The sequence below is a fragment of the Streptomyces sp. NPDC032721 genome, from assembly GCF_055579625.1.
Window position 1 is genome coordinate 69,163 of the sequence record NZ_JBVIMX010000029.1, and the last position, 20,400, is coordinate 89,562.

Sequence of the window (20,400 nt, forward strand, 5' to 3'; positions counted from 1 at the left end):
CCGTCAGAGCCCGTACATGTGCTGGGAGTACCACTCGTCATGTGCGCCCTGTTCGGCTTCGCCCTCGACGACAGTGACTAGGTGGGCGTACGCGCCGTGACGGCCGAGCTTGTCCTCCCACTGGGGATGGTCGTCTCCGCCGCTCCATCCGCAGGTGCAGCTAGCGATCAGGGCCTGGTACTCAGGGCCGTCGGTCCACTCCCAGTAATTCCGGGTGTAGAAGCGGTGCTCCTGTGGGGAGTCACCCTCGTTGCGCACCTGGGCGACAGACTGCCTGTGGTTTTCCCCGGCGTGTTCGCGGCGGCGAATCCGCGCAGCATCCTTGCGGGCGTGATTCCGGACCATGACGACTCCCTGCGTGCACACGGTTGTTCCGTGACCCGGCGCACTGTTCTCAGGGCATGCCGAATGGAAAGGGTTCTGCTGCGCTGATGCGAGGCACCTGGGGCTGTGGACACCCACCGGTCACGGGCCGGTGTGCTGAAGCCGGGCCGACGCTGCGGCCATCGCGCACAGCATAGCCTCTGCCCGACGCGCTGTGATCCGTTGCCGTATGCCGAGGCAACCAGTCGAGCAGGTGCCGGTCCGGCTTTACGATGGCCGCCGCGCACTTGGCGCCTGATCGGCAAACACCCATCACTCGTACTCGATACATGCTTCACTGGGGGCATGCCCACCATCAGACTTACCAAGCCCACCATGGCGGTCTTGGACGTCCTCCTCAACGCAGGCCCCGACACACCGCCTTGGGGCCTGAGCATCTGTCGCGACGCCGACCTCGGCCCCGGCACCGTCTACCCCATCCTCGACCGACTCCTCGAACGAGGCTGGCTCACCAAGTGGGACGAGACCGCCGCCCATCCCGGCCGGCCGGCGCGTCGCTTCTACGAACTCACCGCCACCGGCCGCACCCAGGCCCGCGCAGCCCTGGCGGCGCGGACAGCGGGACGTTCACGGTTCGCTCTACGCCCTGCCGGGGGTGCCGCGTGAAGCACGATGAGAACTGCTTACATTTCGATGCGAAACAGTCGCAGCTTGTCTTCAGGCCGCTGAGGGAGTGTGGTGCGGAGGCTCAGCTCTACGTGCCGGAACACGATTGCCCGGACAACGGGACGAGTCCAGTCACCTGTCGACTCTGTGCGGGGAAGCGCATCCAGGCCGACCTGATCGCAGCTATCAAGCTGGCCGTGGAGGACAGCCACAGCCATGCTTCCGTTGAAGTCGACAATGGCCTGGCAGTGCGGAGCATCCCGCAACAGCGTCGGCAGCCCGGAGCGGCCAGGTGGGCGACCTGGGCAGCAACCATCGCCGGGGACACGCGAGACATGCGCTCCGCATGGCTCGCCGACCTGGAAGGAGACCCCGAATCCGGCTTCCTCACCCCGCGGCAGCAACGCCGGTACGCGGCCGGCATCCTCGTCGCCGCCATTCGTTGCCGCGCGCGGGACGGCATCGGGCGCCTGTGGCGCCCCGTGGACTGGGTTCTGACGACCCGCGCCCGCCGGGAGACGGTGGTCGGGCTGCCCCCTGCCGGGCTGGTGGTTTACATCGCCCAGGAGGACGGCCTGCACGTGCTGCTGACCGAGGGCTGGGGGTGGGTCGGCGGATGCGGTGTCGCGATGTTCGCTTTGACCCGGTGGCTTCAGCGGATCCGCGGCCTCGAACTCGCCGAGAGGGCGACGACCGACAAGTGACGTCCGGTCGCCGCCCCTGCCAGAGCAGGTGCCCGTTCGGCTCCCTGGCCGCGGCCGCGTACTCGGGCAGCCCGATCGCGGGGATGCCAGCACGGCGGCCTGAGTTACGTCTGCAGTGTCGGCGCCGGATTCACCGATCAGATCCGTACCGACCTCGCCCGCCTCCTGGCGGTCGCCGCCGTCGACACCTGCCCCTTCACCGCCGCCCCGGCCGTGCCCGGCGCCCGCTGGGTGCTGCCCCGTTTGGTCGCCGAAGTCCGCTACGCGACCCGCACCAGGGCCGGACTCCTGCGCCTTCCCTCCTTCCACCGGCTGCGCTCCGACCTGGCGTCCGGGGAAGGCTGATCGCTGGAGCGGAACCTGCGGTGATCCCGGTGGGGTGTTCCCTCTGGCAACTGGGCTGTGCTCCGGTCGAGTTGTGTCGCCGACCCGTTGTCAGTGGGCGGGTGCACAATGAGCAGAAGTCACTCTTCTGGAGCAATTTGGAGCAGGATGGACCGGCGTCTTATCCAAACCGCAGTTTTCGGAAGTCCGGAGTCCGATGAGCCGGCACTGTGCCCTGAGACTGCCGTGGAGTTGGAAGCCTTCCGACGTGAGCATGAGGGCGTCACCATCTGGTGCGGCACCATGTTCGAAGGCGGCTGCGGCCGTCAGCTCACGACTCGATTGTGCATAGACAAGATCTGCCACTTCGCTCATCACGGAAGCGGCGACTCTGACCATGCGTGCAGCCGCCGCAAGGACCGTGGCAAGGACGACGCCAATCACCTCTTCGCCAAGGCCCACCTGGCGCGGTGGCTGCACGCCCAAGGCATGGCCGCTGAGTTCACCTACCCCGAACCTATGGGATCCGCAGTGCGGATCCACCTGGAGGACGGACGCACCCTGCTGCTTCACCTCGATCGGAACCAAGGTGTCGCGCAGGGCCACGAGCAGGAAGAGGTCATCTTGGGCCCGGGGACTCAGGCCCCTGGACTTCTCTCTCAGCGCGGCTACTTCTACCGGGTGCGGTTCCGTGACCGCCCCGGGGGCGGCCGCACCATGGAGTTCGGTATCGAAATCTATAGCGAGGGTTCAACCTGGGACCTGCACGATGTCGTCCTCACTCCTCAAGGCTTGGCCTCCCCGACCAAGCCCAACGCCGTTTGCGTACCGACAGCCCGTGCTCAGGAGACGAGCGTTCCGGCACAGCGGGAGATCGTCACCATCACCCCCCGCACAGCACCGGACCCACGGCGGCCTGATCCGGTCCGGCAGGTATTGCGCCGGCTCGACACCACCAACGGCGGCCCGAAGGAAGTCCGCGACGCTACCGTCACCGCCAGGCAGCTCCTGGAAACGGACCTGGCCCCCGACGACGCTGCCCGCCTGCACCTCGCGCTACGACGCAGTGAACTCTGGCTGGAGGAACGCGGGCGCCAGCGGCGAACGGTGGTGCAACGACTCAAGGAGGATCCCTCCGAGTACCTGTACTACCAGGCCGCCCAGTTGGTGAGGGGCGACCCTGACGCCTCGACAGAGGAACGGGACATCGTTGCCGCGACCTACGCCCGTATGCAACAGGCGCGAGCCGACCAACGAGAGGCTCAGAATCGGGCACGCGAGGCCGAGGAACGGGACGTCGCACGGGAACGGGCCGAGAGAGTCGCAGCAGCAGAGCTAGCACGAGCTCAAGCCGAAGAACACTCCCTCCGCTCGGCTCGCGCAGAGAAAATGGCCAAGCTGGCCCCGGCTATCCGCGGAGCGCTCAAGAAAGCATCCCGAGAGCGCAGCACCAGAACCTGGTCGGAACTCCAGCACAAGACCGGTCTGCACCAGCTTCACCGTCTCGACCATCACGACAAGGTCGAACTCCTCGTACTGGTTGAGCAGGGCACCGGCCCCGAGGGCCCGCTGTGGTCCGCCCTTCTCACCACCGGCGACGATGCAGCGCTTCGCCTCTACCGCGATGTCTCGCACCGTCTGGCCAAGCCCGCACCCCCCAGCGATCAGGAGCTCATCGACGAGCTCGCAATGGAACGGGACCGGCTCTACCGCCAGTGGTGACTCGCTCTGGTTGAATCCGGCCCGCGCCAACGGGAAGGGCCCTTTAGAAGATCACCGAACCGGGTCATTTCCCAGAGCCGATCCAGCAGCATCCGAGAACAGCGGCCCGGTTCCGTGGGATTCCCTGTGGCACCGGGCCTTGGCGTTTTGCTGCGGTCTGTGTCCACAGGGGCCGCTCGGGATGGTGCATGGACCTCCGACACCGGAGAGCGCCTGCCGGTGTGAAGACCGTAGCCTCGCGCTGGCGCCGAGGCTCTGGCCAACTACTCGATAGATCGACCAACGCTGCCGCGCATCGGTACACCTTCGGTGAGACGGGTCGGCTGCGGACCAGGCACCACTCCTGGGCGGAGTGGTCAACTCCAACCGCGCCTGAAAGTACGTTGCGCTGTCAATCTCCTCGTCGTGGTACTGACGCATCAGCTCGTCGAGCTTGGCCTGCAGCTCTGCCCGGTCCATCGTTATCTCCCACCCTGTGAGTACCGCAAGGGGGGAGAGTAGCGCGACACGTACCGCACGGACTGCGTTTTCCCCCAGGGTGGGGCGCCGGAGCAGGGGCAGGATATGGCCCCCCGCGGCAAACGGGGGGCCAGGGTGTCCCGGACGCCCGGGGAACCGACAGGTGCACGTGAGTCCCGTCCTCTTCATTGGGCTCCACCGGGCAGGGGGAGCGCAAGCAGAACCGGGAACTTTGCCTCGACCGGACCAAGCACGGCACCGATGAGCTACCGGGTGTTCGCCCGCGTGCGCTCCGCGCACTGGATTGTTCCCCGATGAGCTGTTTTTGCTCCGGCGGCCGGCGGCCGCCTCCATGCTGAGTGCCCGGTCCTCGCCCCGGCGCGGCAAACGCTGGAGGACCGGCCGGACAAGCACGTGACCCGTTTCCGTTGTTGAGGTGTTCCATGAAGACCAAATCCGCCGTCATGCTCGCGGCCCTAACCGCGCTGGCCGCATGGTGTGCGGCGCTGGTGGCCCTCGGGCAGCCCGTCGTTGCGATCATCACGCTGGTCCCGTCCACCGCGCTGGCCGTGCAGCAGCTCGCGCACGCGCTCACCCCCCGCCACGCCACCCCCGCACCCAATCCTGCACCCGCCGCCGTGGATGCGGAGCCGATTCCCGCGGCGGGCCCGGAGGGCGCCGACGGGGAGGGTTCTGCCCGGTGAGCGCGCACCCGCCGCCCCATCCGAAGGGGCCCCCGCAAAGACCGGGCCGCAAGCTCGGACCGATCACCGCAGGCACCGGCCCCGCCCACCGGGCCTGGCTGGAACCCCTGCGCGGGGCCTACCAGGCCAGCGGCTTGACGATGGACCAGCTCTACCAGCACACCGGATGGTCCCGCTCGAAGATCTCCGAGCTGCTGCGGGCAGCCGGCCGCTACCCGCGGTGGGAGTTCATCCGTAGCCTGCTGACCGCCCTGGGACGCCCCGTCACGGAGATCGACGCCATGCGCTCGATGTGGGTGCTCGCGGCCTGCGAGGCGAACAAACGCACCCTGTGGATCACCAACTGCCTCCGGAAGGAGACCTGTTCGGGCGTGCGCCAGCCGCTGGACTTCACCGCCTTCTGGGATCTGTACGGGGAGTACTACCGCGCCTTCGCCCGGACCTTCCTGCGCACCCGCCCGCGGACCGACGAAGCCCTGGACGGTGCCGTCTTCCTGTTGCGGATGATGTGGGACGAGGTCCTCCTGGCCGAGAGCGTCGAGCGGGTCGCCTGGCAGGTCCTGCGCACCTCCGTCATGGAACGCACCCCGCACCCCGACGGTCATCCTGCGCTGACCCACGCGGCCTTCCACACCCGCGCCCTGCACAGAGCCCCGGCCACCGAAGCGGACGCCGGGACGGATGCCGACCAGGTCGCGGAGAGCCTCGCCCTCTTCGACCTGCTGCGCAGACTGCCCCCGCTGCAGCTGGACGTCATGGTCCTCCAGCACCTGTGCGGCGTGCCCGAGGAACGCACCGCCGACGTGCTGGGCATCTCCCGAGCTGCCGTCATCGCCACCACCCGTCACGCCCTGGACGCCGTCTACCAGCACTTCGCACCGCCGGACAACAACGGAGAGGAACCACGGTGAACTCGTCGATCTACGACCTGCTGTCCCGAGCCCGCCTCGTGGACGACTACGACACCCCGCCCCCGGAGCCCGCCACCCTGCGCGCCCCGCGCCCCCGCCGCGCCGCACCGCCGTACGTGCTTCCTGCCGCGCACGATGCCACGGGCCGGGAGGAGGCGTACGAGTCCGAGGTCCTGCACATCCTGTGCGAGGTCGCGGTGACCAGCACCGCGATGGACGAGCTCGGCGAGTTCGTCACCGACACCCTCCCCGGCCCTGCGGGCGCCCGGACGATGGGCTGCATGCTCCAGCTCGCCGGGGAAGAACTCGCCGCCCGCTTCTGGTGGCAGTACGCTGCCGGTGCCGATGACCAGACCGCCGCGTACTGTCTCTACCTCCAGCACCGAGCCGGGGGCGAACGCCGGGCCGCCGCGTTCTGGTACCGGATGTTCATCACCCCGCCACCCCCGGCCTCGCCCGCCCCGGCCACCGTGGATGGGCCCTGGCACCAGTCCGAGGACGCCGATCTGTTCACCAACCTGCGGGTCCTGCGCGAACTCAAACGCCGGGGCTTCGCCTCCCGCCCCCGCCCCACCGTCGTCGACACGGTGATGAACTACGTCGTCACCGCCGCCCACCGCACCCACCCCGACACCCTGCTCCCCCTCCCCGGCCCCGACTTCGCTGACCGCGTCCGCCGCCTCCTCGGCGGCGAGAGCCCCCCCGCCTCCCCGGTCACTCGCCCCGAACTCCCCGAGAGACAGGCCGGAACCGAGATCCAGACAGCGATCCGCCAGGTCAAGTGCCGTGCCAGGAAACGGAGAACAGGCACCGACCAGAGCGTGCCCGCCGATCCGCTCTACCTCATCGACTTCACCGGGGGAACCAGACCATGAACTCCGCTTCCCTGCGACGCAGGGGAGCGCACCAGGGCAGAGCGCGGGGGCAGCGCCAGCGCGGAGTCAGCGGGCGAGGGTGACCTTGAGGGGGCTGGTGGGGCAGGTGACGGACACCTGGGCGAGCGCGTTCGCCTCGGCGGGGTTGACGGCCAGCTGCCAGCGCATCTTGACCGCGGCCCACTCGCTCACGTACGTGCAGAGGTCGCTCTGAAGGGCGCCACCCCCGCCTCCAGAACTCGGTTCAGGCTTGATGTAGTCGCGGAGTTCGTCGATGTCGGACCAGGTGACCTGCCGCAGTCTCCGGTCGATGAGGCCGGGGAACCAGCCCTCGATCAGCCCGGCCCAGTCAGCCTCGCTCAACGGCGGGCCGCCCGGGATGATCCCTGCCGCCTCCGCCGGCGCCAGGTACTTCCTGACCGTCTTGCGGTCCACTCCCAGCGACGCGGCCAGCGCGCTCTTCGAGCGGCCCGCGTACCAGTGGACGTAAATCTCGGTGGTGTCGACCACGACGAACGTTCTCCTTGCCATCCGGGCTGCCCATCGGCCTGCCGAACCACGGGGCGAGGAACACGGACAGCTCCGCGACGACCAGGTCCCTCGGTCCCGGACTCCGCGCTACCCATGGAGAATCAGGAGGAACCGCCATAGAGAATTACATGACGTTCAAACCGCTCAGGATGGGGAAAGTCGCCATCGATGCCGGGATCAGAGGGAGGGTTTCTCCCAGGTCAGCGAGTACCGGCGCAGCACGTGGCGGCGGTAGCGCACGCCGGGCAGCAGCCGCCGGGCAGCAGCCCGCACCTGCCCATAGCTCATCTGGGGGTCGGCGACCGGCATGCCCTGCGGGCCACGCGCGCGACGCAGTACCTTCGCGATCCGCACGATCGGGGCAGCCGCGATCAACGCCGCCCACTCCGTCACGCTCGCCTCGCGGGCCAGACCGACCACCACCAGCGTGCCTTCAGGCCGCAGCAGCTCACGCATGCGGACGAGGGCCGCCTCGAAGTCCATGTGATGGATCGTGGTCACCGAGCAGACGAAGTCGTACTCCGCACGGGGAAGTTCCGCGGTGAGGAAGTCACCTTCGGTGAAGGTGAGTTGCGGATGGCCGGCAGCAAGCTCACGCGCGCTGGCGATCATGTCGGGCGACTTGTCGATCCCGGTGACGTGTTTCGCCCGCCCGGCAAGCTTCCGTGCCAGCAGCCCGTCCCCGCAGCCAACGTCCAGGGCATCGCCGCACCCCTCGGGAACAGACCGGAGGATGCCCGGGTGCCGGGCAATGTTGGTGTTCCAGTACGGCTCTGCGGCGGGCTGGCGCATCGGATCAGCGTAGAGGCCGGTCATGGCCTGCCGAGTGCACACCGACGGATTCGCTGTCCCCATGGGGAGTCGTGATCGCAGGGGTGGGGAATTACATGACGCTGATCATGTAGATCGTGGGGAATTGCCTGACCGTCGACAACTAGCAACCACCCGACGTGCCTACAGCGCAGGGCCCGTTCCCCGGACACTCGGTGGGCGGGCCCTGCTGCCATGTGTGCACCCTCGCGGACGCACGCGGGGCCGCCCGCGAACCGGCCGGCCCCCATGGCTTTCTGCGGAGCGTCCTGCGCCCGCGCCGCGCTGTCGATCCCCCACAGAGTCGTTCAGTGGTGTGGGTACTGGGGCTTGAGCGGCCACGGCGTTGGGCGTGGTCGTCGGGCCGCAGCCAGTCTGTGGGGCTACGCCATCTGCGCCGTCGGGATGAGCGGCCGGGGAACCAGCGGCGGGAGCCGCTGGTTCCCCGGCCGGAGAGGCCGCTGATGCCGCCGACTGCCGGATGCAGATCGTGCTCAGGCAGGGCCGGAGGAGTGCCAGGAGAGCGCCTTCTCGATGGCGGAAGGGACGACTGAGGCCGGGTGGAAGCCGGTGATGCGGTAGTGCTGTTGCTGGTAGAGGACGGTGAACCCCATGACCCAATGTTCGGACAGGTCGTCGATCACGATGAGCCTTCGGTCGGTGTGGGCCGTGGGCCGGTGCAGCGGTATGGCCACGGGAGCCGGGCATGCGTCGAACCGGCCCGAGGCGTGGAAGACCCGGGCGGTCACCATACGGCCGATGAGCGGGCCGCTGGGGTGGTACTCAGCGGGTACCTGCCGCAGGATGCCGTCGAGTTCGATCGTCACGATGCGGTGGCACCGCACGGAAGGCGAAGGCACCATCATCGGAGCCGCCTGGGGAGCGGGGTGCCGTCGCCCATCCAGGTGCGGACGTCGGCGGCGGTGCGCAGCTGGCCGGTGCCGGTGGCCCGGTAGCCGTCGAAGGCCCAGACGGTGACGTCCAGGAAGGTGCCGCGGCCGGTGCGCAGGTCGAGCTGGAGATTCAGCAGGACCGGGCGCTTGGCGACGGCGAAGCCGTGCCAAGCATGGTTCCAGCGCATCAGGGTGCCGAACTCCTGGTCCTGCCAGACCCTCAGGTGCCGGGTGCGGTGGGCGCGACGGCAGTCCAGAATCCACAAATCGGTGTGGGCCTCGCGGCCGGCCACTTCGGCGGGCGGCAGCGGCCGGGACTGGATCTCGGCCCGCTTGCCGCAGTGCAGCAGGCAGTCGGCGCGGCGGTTGCCGAGCGGGATCTCGGTGGCCACACCCCACTCCTTGATCTCCTGGTGCCAGTCGGACTCGGTCACAGGGCACCCGCGTAGCGCAGCAGCTCGGCGTCGTCCTCGTCCAGGCCCAGGGCCTGCGCGCCGACTTCGTTGAGGTAGTCGGTGAGGTTGAAGACCCCGGGGAGGTTGTCGATTCCGGCGACGAGCCGTTCGTAGCGCTTGATCAGCGCGATGATGCGGTTGCCGCGTTCACGGTGCTTGCGGGCATCATCGGCGTTCTGCTTGGCCTTGCCGTCGAGACGGTCGGCCTCCCTGAAGTCGCTCTGGGCGAGCTGGGGCAGCAGGTTCGTCACGATGCGGTCGAGATCCTCCCGTACGGACTGCTGGGCAGACTTCTCGGTGAGTTCGCCGCCTTCGCCGAGCAGCACCTTCGCCACGGTCTTCTCGTCGTCGGTGATGCCTGTACGGGGGCCAGGTACCGGCACGTCGATGTCGTTGGACCCGACGGCACCGCAGCCGGGTCCCGGGAAAGTGGGACCCACCGGGTCAGCACCCTCCGGCCCGCTCGGTCCCGGCGGGCCCACCGTGGCGACTACCTGGATCTCCCTGAGGACCTTGTTGTAGGAGGTGGTGCACATGGAGCGCACCATGCGGGCGACCAGCGGGCGGTACGGGTCCGAGAGCACCTTGATGTTGGAGTGGACGACAGCCTGAAGTCGTGCGAGCTGCTCGGCCTCGCTGCCGCCGCCGTGGATGCAGCGGAGGGCTTCGCTGTCGAGGACATCGCGTACGGCGTTGGAGTATCGGCCGGTGGCCTTGCGCAGAGGCATGGTTGCTACTTTCCGGTGAGGAGACGGATGGTACGGGGGCGCTGTTGGAGGACGCGGTCAGCCCAGGAAGTGACCGAGTCGCGGATGGACTCGACGGACTGCCATACCTCGGGGTCGTCGATGTCCACGAAGTCCTCGGGCCCCAGCAGGAGGATTTCCCTGCACTGTTGGGCGAGACCGAAGTACCGGACCGTCCAGTCGGCCCGGGAGTCGTGGGCGTCGTCGCCGACAAGCCTGTTGACCAGGTCTTCGTCCGGGACGGGTCCCGGTCGCATCTGCTCGCGCACGAACCGGGCGACTTCCCGGTCCTTGAGCACCTCGCGGACGGCGGGCTCCCGCAGGACCTCCAGGACCGCCGCGGGGGTTTTGGTCAGTTCAGCGAGGACGGCTTCGCGGACTTCGCCGCGGCCGAGCTGGGCGACGATCTCGCCCGCAGCTGTGGTTGAGGCCGCACCGGACGGGGGGTCGGGCATGCCCAGGGACCGGCGGAACTCCGTGGCATCCAGCGCGACCGGCCAGTCGGCCCGTTCCGCGCTGTCCAGTCGGCCGAGCAGCCCGGCGATGCGGCGGGCGCGCTCCGCAGGGTCGGCGACGCAGGCCACGGTCACGCATGTCCAGGACACGTGGACGCGGGAGTTGGCCAGCCGTTCACGGAGCTCTGCCCCTGCTGCCTTGGCGACCCGCAGGTACCGCTCCAGCGTTTCCGCGGCGTAGCCGAGCCGCCGGGCCAGCGGTTCCAGGGCTTCGTACGCGGAGGTTCCGGACTGCTCGACGATCTCTCCGCAGACGTCGCCCAGGCTGAAGCGTGTCGTGAGCTGTGTCCGTGATGCCTGTCTGTCCTGGTCGGCGAGGGCCTTGGCCCGTGCGAGCAGTTCGTCGGTGTAGCCGGATGCACGATCCGTGCCCGGCTCGATCCACACGTTGTCCATGGCCCGGGACGCTAGAGCCCGTGCAGCGCGGCGCCGTGCACACGGCACCCGAACAGGCGTTGCCGCAACGGCAAAGGCGAGCAAGATCCCTAAGAACCGGGTCAGGGCCCCGTAGGCCTGAGCGACTGGTTGACCCCGGTCCAGCAGAGACAGGAATCTGCCTCCGCACGCCAATCGGATCGTCGGAGGAGACGTATGGACATCCCGCTGGAGCCCCGCGCGCGAAAGGCCGGCTACCTCACATTCGCGGGCGGTGTACCCAAGGCGGCCTGGCCCCTGATGAGCATCAGCGAGGGCGACGAGCGTCTCGCCCGTAGCGAGACACGTGAGACACATACGCTGCTGGGATTTCTCTCCCTGATGCTTAGCGTCCGATACCTGGGGCGCATCGAGACCGACGTGGCACGGTTTCCCATGGAACTGGTCCATCACATCGGTGCCCACCTGGGGATGACGGAGGCTCAGGCGTCCGAAGCCTTCGCGCGTTACACCGCACACCCAGAAACCATTCAGGAACACGCCCGCCGTCTGGTCGAGCAGGGCGACTGGACCCAGTACGAGAACGCTGTGGCGGGCCTGGAGGAATGGGCGAAGTCACGGTTCGCAAGGACGGACGACAGCACGGCCGACACGGTGCGCCTGGCGGTGGCGGAGCTGCGTCAGCAGCGTGTCCTTTTGCCCCCCTACCGTGTGCTGCACGACCAGATCGCTCAGTGGCGCGCCCAGGTAGAGAGATCCCTGCTGGAGCGCCTGGACCATAAACTGACCCCCGCCATGCGCGCCGAGATCCAGCAATGGCTCAAGGTCCAGCCCGGCGCATCCGCCACCCGCTGGGATACGATGCGCCGCCGCCCCCGCCGCAACGACCGCTCATGGGCACTGTTCAACAGGGCGGTAACGCGCGCCGAGGAGATCCTCAGCGCGAAGCTGACCGCAGTGGACGTCAGCGACCTCTCCGATCGCAAGCTCGCCCAGTTGGCAAAGCGTGCACTGCACGGACAAATCAGTCGCTTGCGGGAAAGGGGCGATGCAGCGGCCGAAGTCCTCGCCGCGTTCAAGGTGCTGGAGAAGAGCGCCTGGGACGATGCCATCGACATGCTCGACAAACAGATCACTGCGGAGTTCCGGTCCAAGCCTGCCAGCCAGGCGCTGAAGGCCCTCGGGGCCGACCAGCCGCACGTCGCCATGGACATCACCCGCAGCGTCCTGGCGCTGCGAGACGTGCTGCTCGCCGTGGCTGAAGACTACGATACCGACACCGGACTCATCACGGACCCGGTGGTAAGTACGGATTCCATTCGGGCGCTTCTCGAAAACTACGGCGACCGCTCCGAACTGCTGGACGGTGCCGACAACGTGCTGGCCCACTCTCCAGCACTCGACTCCGACATCCACGAAGCCCGGCGCGCCAAGATGGTCGAGCAGTTCCCGGCCGCGCGCAAGCTGATCCCCCTCCTCGCAGAGAACGTGCCGTTCGATACGGTTCCGCAGTTCCAGCACGTGCTCAACGCTTTCCGAGACCTCCCGGCTCTGCTGCAGCGTCAGCACGTTGTGGTGGAAGACCTCCACACCTACCTGTTGAAGGGCTCCTGGCAGCGCCTTGTCTGCGGCCCGCCCACCGAACACACTTCCAGCACCGTCAACCTCAAAGCGTACGTTTTCTGCGTTCTGGAAGCCTTTCACGACCACTTGTGCGAACGGAACATCTTCGTGAGAGGCGCCTCTCGATGGGGCGACATGCGACGTGCCCTCATCCCGCGCGAGCGCTGGCAGCAGCAGAAGGGCACCGTTCTCGATGACCTGAACCTGCCGGAAGCCCCCACCGAATACCTGCGCCACTGCCAGGCCCAGCTGGACACCCTTCTCACCGCATTCGCAGCGGCCCTCCCCGAAGGCTCCCCGGTCCTTACGCCCGACGGGAAACTCGACCTCGCAAGCCGTCGACCGGTGATGATGTCCAAGGAGGCGAGGCTCATGACCTCGCAGCTTTCCGCCGTAGAACTCCCTCAGCTCATTCTCCAGGTACTGCGCCGCACCGGCGCGTTCGCTGCCTTCACCCACCCCACTGGCGAGTTGCCTCCCTTCCCGCACCTCGACCTGTCCATCGCCGCGGTGCTGCTCGTCTACGCCTGCAACCTCGACCTCAACGCTGTCACCAGCGACGAGCACGAGGCACTGTCCCTGGAACGCCTCGAAGCCGTCAGCAAGTTCATCAACGACGACACCCTGGCAGCGTGCGCTGAGCACATCAGACGTGAGCAGGAGGCCCTGCCCCTGGCCGCCGTCCTCAGTACGCGGCAGAGCGCAGGGGCGGACGGTGTCCGCCTCGCCCTGCCCGAGCCCCTGCTCTACCCGGGTGTGGCACCCGAAGGGAAGATCTCGGTCACCTGGACAACAGTCCTCACTGACCAAGCCGTGCAGCTGTCTGCACGCGTCATTACCGGCACGCCCAGCGCAGCTCTGGAGGCACTGAACACCCTCTCCGCCCAGTACCGGGAAGACCCCGGCGCCCAGCACCCGAATGCCGTGGTCGCAGACCCCGGGGCCCACGAGGACCTCGTCTTCGCCCTGCTCACTCTCTCCAGAATCTCCTACCAGCCCACGGTGGATCAGATTCGCAACCGCAGCCTCTGGTTCTTCGAGAACTCACCGGCTCACAGTTCGCTCCCCGGCACAACGCGCCGACGGATCGACGAGGACCTGGTGATCGCGCACTGGGACGAGATCCTCCGGCTGATCGGTTCCATTCACCTGGGCGAACTCGACGCACACACCGCCCTGCGCCTGCTCACCTACAACGGGCGGCCCAACGAGTTCGGCCGCGCATTCGCGGCCATCGGACGCGTCGCAAGGACCCAGCATCTCCTGCGGCTCTATAGCTCCCCCGAGCTCCGCCAGCAGACCGAGTCCCAGAAGGGCCTCCTCTGCGACCGGCACCAACTCGCCCGGCGTATCTGCCATGGCATCGACGGCCCACTGCCCACGTACTACCCAGGGCTCGAAGACCAGCTCGGCCCCCTGGGCCTCGTCCTGAGCATGGTGGCCTACGCCAACACGGTGTCCTTCCAGACGGTCATCGCGTATCGGCGAGCCCAGGGTGTGGACGTGCTGGACGATGACATTCGGCAGCTCCCCCTTCTCTGGTTCCGCCACATCAACATGAAGGGGAAATTTCACTTCGAAATTACCGCCGAGGACATGTTCGCCATTCCCGGGCCGAGGGATTTTCTTCCCAGCCAGGCGAAGAGTCACCGGTAAGCAACCCCCTTTCCGAACTGCCACAGGGCCCCAGTCGAAGCCGGTACCCCGTTCAGGGATACCGGCTTCGCCATGCTCCCGCCCACTCTGGAACGCACGCCGAGTCAACCCAGTGAACAGGAGCCTCGAAAGAAGGACCCGACTCTCACGGAAGCTACGAAAACTGACGCCCCAAACAGCCGATACCCTCAGTAACACCCCTCTAAGGGATCTTGCTCGCCGACACCAACGCCTGTCCCGACCAAGATCCAGAACCGCAACTTGGGCCGGCGGTCTCCATGAGTCTCCTGAGGCACGGGCGCTGGCGCGCTTCTCCGCGTTTCGCGCCGACCTCACGTGCGCACCGTGATCCAGTGCCGCCGCCCTAGGTTCGGGGCTCGTATTCCCCGCGACCGTCGCCCCCGGCGACCCGGACGCAAAACTCCCCGTTCCCAGGCCACCGGGGTAGTGGCGTAACCGAGTAGACACGTCACACCAAGAGCGCTGGAGGGGTGATGGCCCCAGGTCCGTGCGACGGAACGCGGCTGCGCCCACACCAGCCGGGCCCTTCTGGAAGCCGCAGCCCAACGCCGTGATCACACCAGCGCCCTCCCGTCGGCCGGGTGTCCGGCCGAGCGTTCCCCTGGTACGTGCGCCCTGCCCTGCCGCTCGATCCTGGTTCTTGGTCATGACGCCACTCCATCGAGGGGATTGGGGATTCCTCAAGGGTGACCGCGTGCCGCGGGCATGGCGGGCAGCGAGAGCGGGGCGCTACAGGTGGCGGCATGACGACACTTCGCCTCATGCGCGCCGCGGTGACGACCGCCGCCGCCATCCCGCTGCTGCTGACCGCTCCCGCTGCCGAAGCCGCCGAACCGGGTCGCACTGCCCATGTGGCGGAGATCGCCTGCCCGGACGGCTACGTCTGCATCTACCCCGAGATCGATTTCGGCGGGCAGCCCTGGGTGAAGCGGGCCGTGGACGGCAACGTGAAGGACCTGCCCTCCTCCATCCGCGACCGCGGCAGCTCGATCCGCAACAATTCCGACCGTACCGCCCGCGTCTACGAGAAGCGCAACCACTCAGGACGCTGGGTCTGCGTCACCCGCAGCGGCGGATCCATCCATGATCTGCGCAGCTACGACCTGAACGACCAGACCCGCTCGCTGAAGATCAACAAGAACGACTGCGGCTGACCACAGACACGACGGAAACCGGGATCATCCTGGGCCCGCTGCCCATGACGCGGCTGTGCCCGCCCCGCAGGAGCCCGGGGCGGCCACAGGCGTCGTGGTGGCGTTATGTTAGTGGCCAGTTGAAATTCCTCACCGACGGCGGGGGCGCCATCCGCGAGGAAGGGCGAGTGTCACCCTGACGAGCGACACCGAGGAGCCCTTTCATCCGGGCGGTGCAGGTCAGTCGTGCGAGTGTCCGGCCGCGCGAACCCAAAAGTCCCCCGGGGTGCACAAACACCGGGGGACTTCTGATGAAGGTAGTGCTGCGTGCACTGTCCTCTTCAACGGCCCTGTCGGCGAACGGGTCACGGCCTGCGCGGGACGAACCAACCACGCTTCACCGAGCCGAACCATGGTGTCCAGCTTCGTTGTCCCACCTCACGGGCCGGGGAGGTCGGCGATCAGGACGGTGGCGTTGTCCGCGTACGACCGTGCCCACTGCACCGTGAAGTCGAGCATCCGCCGTGCAGCCCGCGCCGGGGTGATCTCCTGCAGCACGTCCGCGAGGGCCGCCTCCTGGCCGTAGTCGTGGAAGCACTCGTACGCCCCGTCCGAGGCCAGCAGCAGCCGGCCACCACCCGAGGCGGGCAGCGTGGCCTGCCCGATGGCCGGGTCGTCGCTGATGTCGGCGAGGTGGGAGTACACGACGTGCCGCCAGTCGTCCGGCACGTCCCTGCGTCCGGCGTCCAGAGCCTGCTGGCGCAGGTTGTGATCCCGAGTCAGCAGCACCGGCTCCCTACCACTGGCAGGCTGGTGGTAGGCCCGTGCGTCGCCGCACCAGGCGATCGTGACGGGCTTGCCCGGTACGACGACGGCGAGGACCGCGACCGCACCAACCTCCAGAGCGCCCGGCCGCCGCGCCTCGACCGCGCATACCGCCGACAACGCACGCAAGGCTCCGTACGCCTCGCCGTGCTCGATCCCGCCCGCGGCAAGGAAGCGGGCGTTCTCCCGCGTCCACTCCCGCACCACCAAGGTGTCGCCGATCCCGTCCAGCAGCGCATACGACCGCACCCCGCGCTGTGTCCGTACGGCGGTCGCGTCGCACTGGAACCGCCGACTGCCCTGATCCTGCCGCCGGGCGTACAACTCGTTCCTCACCGCACTCACGCCCGGCTCCTCCCGGCGGTGCCCGCCACCCCACACATCCCCCCTGTCGAGCCCCGCCCCTGTGCTGCACCCTGGTTTACAGCAGCGCGCCGACGCCCCAGGTGGTGCTGACATCGTTGAGCCAGCGGTCGGGCAGTTCCCCGTTCCACCGGGCGACGAGCGTGTTCCGGGAGCGGACCTCGACCAGCTGCTCCAGGACGATCAGCGACACCGGGTGCGCGAGCAGCTCGCGCCGCCCGTACTTGGCCGTCGCGGACTGAGGCCCGTAGTCCGCGTACAGGCGCGCCAGTCGCTCCCGGTAAGCGTTCACGAACTCCTCCAGCCGCTCCGGATACCTCTCCCGCTCCTCCTCGGGGATCACCGACCAGAGGACGGGCAGGACCTCCTCGGTCATGCCGTCGTCGAGGCGCGCGTGGACCGCGAACGCGGCGTACGACCGCACCGCGACCGCCAGCGCCTTGTCCGCATCACCCTCCCGCACCTCCTCCGCCGCCCGGTCGATCGCGCCGCTGGTATACGCATCCGTGCTCATGATGTTCGCCTCCTGGCCGTGCCCGCTGCCCACCGCATCCCCAACTGGTCGAGCGCGGCCCACCGTTCGTCGGAGAGCTTGTCGGCCCGCTTGCGGAAGTTCTCCACGATCATGCCCAGCTTCACGCTCACCACCTCGACACCTTCAGCGCCGTTCTGAGCGCTTCCCGGCGCGTCGTGCGCCTCCAGCTGCTCCACGTGCTTCCTCGGCACGTTCAGGTGCCCCTCACGGGCGTGGAAAGCCTTCGCCGCCGCGAGGTTGAGCCTCCACTTGTCGGCCTGCGTCCGCTTCACAGGCCGCTCGCTCTCGTCAGCCGGCCCCAGCCCGAGCGACAGCTCCAGCAGCCACTGCTGTGCCGCCTGCAAGCCGTCCCACCCGAACCGACACCCCTGGACCCACCGTCCGAGGTCCTCGCCCTGGACGAGCAGCACACCAGGCTCGGTGGGGAGGGCGCCACCGTGCTCCAAGTGGTGCTGCGCCAGCCGGAGGCAGCGTTGCCACCCTGCATCCCAGGCCGGGCACCACCCGGGATCGATCTTGTCGAGCTCTTCCCGCCGCTTCCAGGACAGCCCGCCCGCCACCATGCCGTCCTCGTCGGAGATCTCGATGTCCTGCTCTTCGAGCTCCTGGAGGCGGGCGTCCGCGAGCCGGGCAGCCGTCCGGAGATTCTTCGCCCACCTCCCCACGGGGTATCCGCCGATCCCCACGGCGGTGGCGGGTGGGAGGAAGTGCCCGTGTTCGGCTGCCCAGTGCCGGGCTGCGGTGAGGCCTTCTTCGAAGGCGCGGTCCTGGTGCGACCACACCACCCCCAACTGTTCCAGCTCCCGTACCCGCTCCGGCGACAGCGTCTTCGCCGCGTGGGCGGTGCGCTGATTCTTCAGCCAGGTCCCCAGCGGAAACCCTCCCGGCTCCCAGTCGTCGGGGGTGATGTAGTCGTACGGCACCCGCAACTCCCGTCCCTCCGCGATGTCCCGCACGTACCGGGCCGCGGCGGTGATGCCGCTGCGCCAGAACGCCTTCTCCGGGTGCAGCACCCGCAGCGCCACGAACCGCGCCACCTCCGCCGGATCCCTCGGGGTGGAGAACTTCAGCAACTCCCGTGCCGGACCACTCGGCCCCCGCGCCTCACCCCCCGGCTGCTCCTGGTTGTCCTCGTCACCTGCTTCCGCAGGCTCGCTGTCTTCCCAACTCCCGCTGCGGACACGGGGATCGGCGAGCTGCTCGATCACGTCGGTGTCGTGAGCCCGCAACGCTCCGAGGACCTTCGCGAGGGTTTCCGTGCCCGCTGAAGCCACCATTTCCCCGGCTGTTTCGCCCGGACCGAGGAATACCGGAACCACCAACGACGCGATTTTCCCCTCACCGGGCTGCATGCGGAGGGCCCGGCCGACCATTTGCACAATGTCGACCATCGAACCCCGCGCGTCGCAAAAGGCGACGGAGTCACAGCGGGCCACATCAAGACCCTCACCGAGGATCTTCACCGAAGAGAGCACCTTGAGCATCGCCGGAGCGACTGCCCCTGCACCGTCGTTGATGACGTCGGACTCGAACTGGTCCAGGACGGCCCGTCGGTGGCCGGTCTGGTGCTCCCCGTACAGCCACGACGCCCACACCCGCTCCACCGGGTGGTACCGCTTCGGATCCTCGCTGAACAGCCGCGCCGCCACCCGGGGAAGCCCTTCCGCCATCGCCTCGGCCTCCGCGACCCGCAAATGGAAGGCGAGGGTCTTGCGGAGGTTCTCATCGGCGGCCGCGGTCACCAGGCCCGCCTGCAGCGCCGCCAGCCGCGCCCCACGCACGAGAGAGGAGCCCCGGTCGCCGGCCGCCTGCGCGGCATGGAGCTCGGGGTCACGGATGTCGACACAGATCACCTGGTACGGCGCAATCAGCCCCCGTGAAATCGCCTGGGACAGCGTCAGCTTCCACGCCACCGGCCCGAAGACGGGCGAGTCCGGGCTCATGTTCGCGAGCAGCCGCGGCTTCTCCCGCCCATCCCGCCGCGCATCCTCGGCCGCTTCCCAGACCCGGGGCGTGGCAGTCATGTAGAGCCGTCGGACGGCCGGGATCTTCGCCTGGTCGTGCACGGCCGCCCACGGCTTCGACGCATCCCCTGACGTGCGGTGGGCTTCGTCCACCACCATCAGGTCGAACGGCCCCATACCCGCCTCGTGCGCCCGTTGCACGGTGGTGGAGGCGGAGGCGTAGGTGCTGAACACCGTCACCGTCTCCTCGCCCCCGGCCCACGCCAGCAGCTCGGCCGGGTTGGTGGTGCAGGGGATCCCGCCGGACTCCGAGGCGGCCAGGGAGCACGCCCCGACCATCGCCCCGGTCCGTCCGGCCCGCCGCCACTCAGCGGCCATCTGCGTCAGCAGATCCAGCGTCGGCACCAGCACCAACACCCGCCGCGCGTGCAGCCGTTGAGCCGTCACGGCCGCGATGCGGGTCTTCCCGGAGCCGGTCGCCGCGATCACCTGGCAGCGCAGACCCTCCTCCGGCACCAGGGCGCCGGCCGGGAGCTGAAGGTGGCGAAGTACAGCGTCGATCGCCTCCGACTGATGTGGGCGCAGCCCGTCCTTCGGCATTGCGGGTGGTCCCTTCCGAGTGCACAGTTCGTTTCCATGGCCCGATATTCCTTGGTCATCTTTGGCTTAATATCAAGGCAATTATGACGGCGGGCAAAAATATCAGCGGAACAGACATGAGCCACCCCACTCTGGGGGACTTTTTATAGGAAAGCAGAATGCAGAATGTCGTCATCAGTAGGAAATAGAAAGGCATGGAGATCTCCTCGATGCTTCTGTGGCAAGATCCACCGGATGGTGGTCTCATTCATGGAACCAAGGTAGCGGGGCACCCAGAATGACGCATAGAGGTTGGTGATAGTGACATGAAGTGTCCGAAACTGGTAGCGTCATGACAGAGGATGCGGGTTTGTTTCCGGTGGCCTGGTCGGTTTTCCTGTCCGCCCCGGAGGGGTGGCCGGCCCCAGCCCGCCCCCTTCCCCACGCGCAGCCGACAGACTGTCACTCTGCTGTTACTGCGCCCCTCAGGGGCGCGCGGAGCGTGACCCGCCGCCCGGATCGCGGAGCGATCAGGCCCGTCGGTGCGGAGCACCGGCCCGGGGTACGGCGAAGCCGTGCACCGGAGCTGTTGGGCCACGGAGTGGACCGGCAGCCTGTATCGCGGAGCGATACAGGGGGAGTGGCGCGTAGCGCCACCGCGTCGTGTCTGCGGAGCAGACCGCGCGC

At 68.1% G+C, this 20,400-nt stretch carries 19 protein-coding genes; 9 read left to right on the top strand and 10 right to left on the bottom strand.

Features of this window, described 5'->3' with window-relative positions:
- Positions 1 to 3: 3 nt before the first annotated feature.
- The gene (locus tag ACZ5PB_RS39390; protein WP_468698093.1) at positions 4 to 345 is read right to left on the bottom strand and encodes a hypothetical protein; all 342 of its coding nucleotides are present in this window, start codon (positions 343 to 345) and stop codon (positions 4 to 6) included.
- 324 nt (positions 346 to 669) lie between these two features.
- On the opposite strand from ACZ5PB_RS39390, the gene ACZ5PB_RS39395 reads away from it, so the two are divergent.
- From ACZ5PB_RS39395 to ACZ5PB_RS39425, 7 genes are all read left to right on the top strand, one after another.
- Entirely contained in the window at positions 670 to 990 is a 321-nt protein-coding gene (locus ACZ5PB_RS39395) for a PadR family transcriptional regulator (protein WP_468698095.1), read from the top strand.
- Positions 987 to 1,694 carry a hypothetical protein gene (locus ACZ5PB_RS39400; RefSeq protein ID WP_468698097.1) on the top strand — a complete coding sequence of 236 codons (708 nt, stop codon included), beginning with the start codon at positions 987 to 989 and terminating at the stop codon, positions 1,692 to 1,694. Before ACZ5PB_RS39395 ends, ACZ5PB_RS39400 begins: the two co-directional genes overlap by 4 nt.
- Positions 1,695 to 1,835: 141 nt before the next feature.
- On the top strand, positions 1,836 to 2,039 hold the full coding sequence (locus ACZ5PB_RS39405) for an ATP dependent DNA ligase (RefSeq protein ID WP_468698130.1): 204 nt from the start codon (positions 1,836 to 1,838) through the stop codon (positions 2,037 to 2,039).
- Between the two features lie 225 nt (positions 2,040 to 2,264).
- Positions 2,265 to 3,740, top strand: a complete 1,476-nt coding sequence (locus ACZ5PB_RS39410; RefSeq protein ID WP_468698099.1) for a hypothetical protein — start codon at positions 2,265 to 2,267, stop codon at positions 3,738 to 3,740.
- A 902-nt stretch (positions 3,741 to 4,642) separates the two neighbouring features.
- On the top strand, positions 4,643 to 4,903 hold the full coding sequence (locus tag ACZ5PB_RS39415) for a hypothetical protein (RefSeq protein WP_468698100.1): 261 nt from the start codon (positions 4,643 to 4,645) through the stop codon (positions 4,901 to 4,903).
- Positions 4,900 to 5,814, top strand: coding sequence for a helix-turn-helix domain-containing protein (locus ACZ5PB_RS39420; RefSeq protein ID WP_468698101.1), 915 nt, complete (start codon positions 4,900 to 4,902; stop codon positions 5,812 to 5,814). Before ACZ5PB_RS39415 ends, ACZ5PB_RS39420 begins: the two co-directional genes overlap by 4 nt.
- Positions 5,811 to 6,689 (top strand): hypothetical protein, encoded by an 879-nt coding sequence (locus ACZ5PB_RS39425; RefSeq protein ID WP_468698103.1) that lies wholly within the window; start codon positions 5,811 to 5,813, stop codon positions 6,687 to 6,689. The genes ACZ5PB_RS39420 and ACZ5PB_RS39425 overlap by 4 nt, the downstream gene beginning before the upstream one ends.
- A 66-nt stretch (positions 6,690 to 6,755) precedes the next feature.
- On the opposite strand, the gene ACZ5PB_RS39430 is transcribed toward ACZ5PB_RS39425, so the two are convergent.
- From ACZ5PB_RS39430 to ACZ5PB_RS39455, 6 genes are all read right to left on the bottom strand, one after another.
- Positions 6,756 to 7,199, bottom strand: coding sequence for a hypothetical protein (locus tag ACZ5PB_RS39430; RefSeq protein WP_468698104.1), 444 nt, complete (start codon positions 7,197 to 7,199; stop codon positions 6,756 to 6,758).
- A 198-nt stretch (positions 7,200 to 7,397) separates the two neighbouring features.
- The gene (locus ACZ5PB_RS39435; protein ID WP_468698105.1) at positions 7,398 to 8,036 is read right to left on the bottom strand and encodes a class I SAM-dependent methyltransferase; all 639 of its coding nucleotides are present in this window, start codon (positions 8,034 to 8,036) and stop codon (positions 7,398 to 7,400) included.
- A gap of 488 nt (positions 8,037 to 8,524) precedes the next feature.
- The gene (locus tag ACZ5PB_RS39440; RefSeq protein ID WP_468698107.1) at positions 8,525 to 8,857 is read right to left on the bottom strand and encodes a hypothetical protein; all 333 of its coding nucleotides are present in this window, start codon (positions 8,855 to 8,857) and stop codon (positions 8,525 to 8,527) included.
- 35 nt (positions 8,858 to 8,892) lie between these two features.
- Complete coding sequence (locus ACZ5PB_RS39445) at positions 8,893 to 9,357, bottom strand: hypothetical protein (protein ID WP_468698109.1); 465 nt, start codon at positions 9,355 to 9,357, stop codon at positions 8,893 to 8,895.
- A complete protein-coding gene (locus ACZ5PB_RS39450) occupies positions 9,354 to 10,106 on the bottom strand; it encodes a hypothetical protein (protein ID WP_468698111.1) in 753 nt (250 codons plus the stop codon). Before ACZ5PB_RS39450 ends, ACZ5PB_RS39445 begins: the two co-directional genes overlap by 4 nt.
- A 5-nt stretch (positions 10,107 to 10,111) precedes the next feature.
- On the bottom strand, positions 10,112 to 11,035 hold the full coding sequence (locus ACZ5PB_RS39455; RefSeq protein ID WP_468698112.1) for a hypothetical protein: 924 nt from the start codon (positions 11,033 to 11,035) through the stop codon (positions 10,112 to 10,114).
- Positions 11,036 to 11,230: 195 nt separating this feature from the next.
- On the opposite strand from ACZ5PB_RS39455, the gene ACZ5PB_RS39460 reads away from it, so the two are divergent.
- Both ACZ5PB_RS39460 and ACZ5PB_RS39465 read left to right on the top strand, forming a co-directional pair.
- Entirely contained in the window at positions 11,231 to 14,293 is a 3,063-nt protein-coding gene (locus tag ACZ5PB_RS39460; RefSeq protein ID WP_468698114.1) for a Tn3 family transposase, read from the top strand.
- A gap of 764 nt (positions 14,294 to 15,057) precedes the next feature.
- The gene (locus ACZ5PB_RS39465) at positions 15,058 to 15,468 is read left to right on the top strand and encodes a peptidase inhibitor family I36 protein (RefSeq protein WP_468698115.1); all 411 of its coding nucleotides are present in this window, start codon (positions 15,058 to 15,060) and stop codon (positions 15,466 to 15,468) included.
- Between the two features lie 417 nt (positions 15,469 to 15,885).
- Here the strand turns inward: ACZ5PB_RS39465 and ACZ5PB_RS39470 are convergent, their stop codons facing one another.
- The 3 genes from ACZ5PB_RS39470 to ACZ5PB_RS39480 form a co-directional block, all read right to left on the bottom strand.
- Positions 15,886 to 16,617 (bottom strand): PP2C family protein-serine/threonine phosphatase, encoded by a 732-nt coding sequence (locus ACZ5PB_RS39470; protein WP_468698117.1) that lies wholly within the window; start codon positions 16,615 to 16,617, stop codon positions 15,886 to 15,888.
- Positions 16,618 to 16,693: 76 nt separating this feature from the next.
- Positions 16,694 to 17,149, bottom strand: a complete 456-nt coding sequence (locus ACZ5PB_RS39475) for a hypothetical protein (protein ID WP_468698119.1) — start codon at positions 17,147 to 17,149, stop codon at positions 16,694 to 16,696.
- Positions 17,146 to 19,734, bottom strand: coding sequence for a helicase associated domain-containing protein (locus tag ACZ5PB_RS39480; protein ID WP_468698121.1), 2,589 nt, complete (start codon positions 19,732 to 19,734; stop codon positions 17,146 to 17,148). Before ACZ5PB_RS39480 ends, ACZ5PB_RS39475 begins: the two co-directional genes overlap by 4 nt.
- Positions 19,735 to 20,400 lie beyond the last annotated feature (666 nt).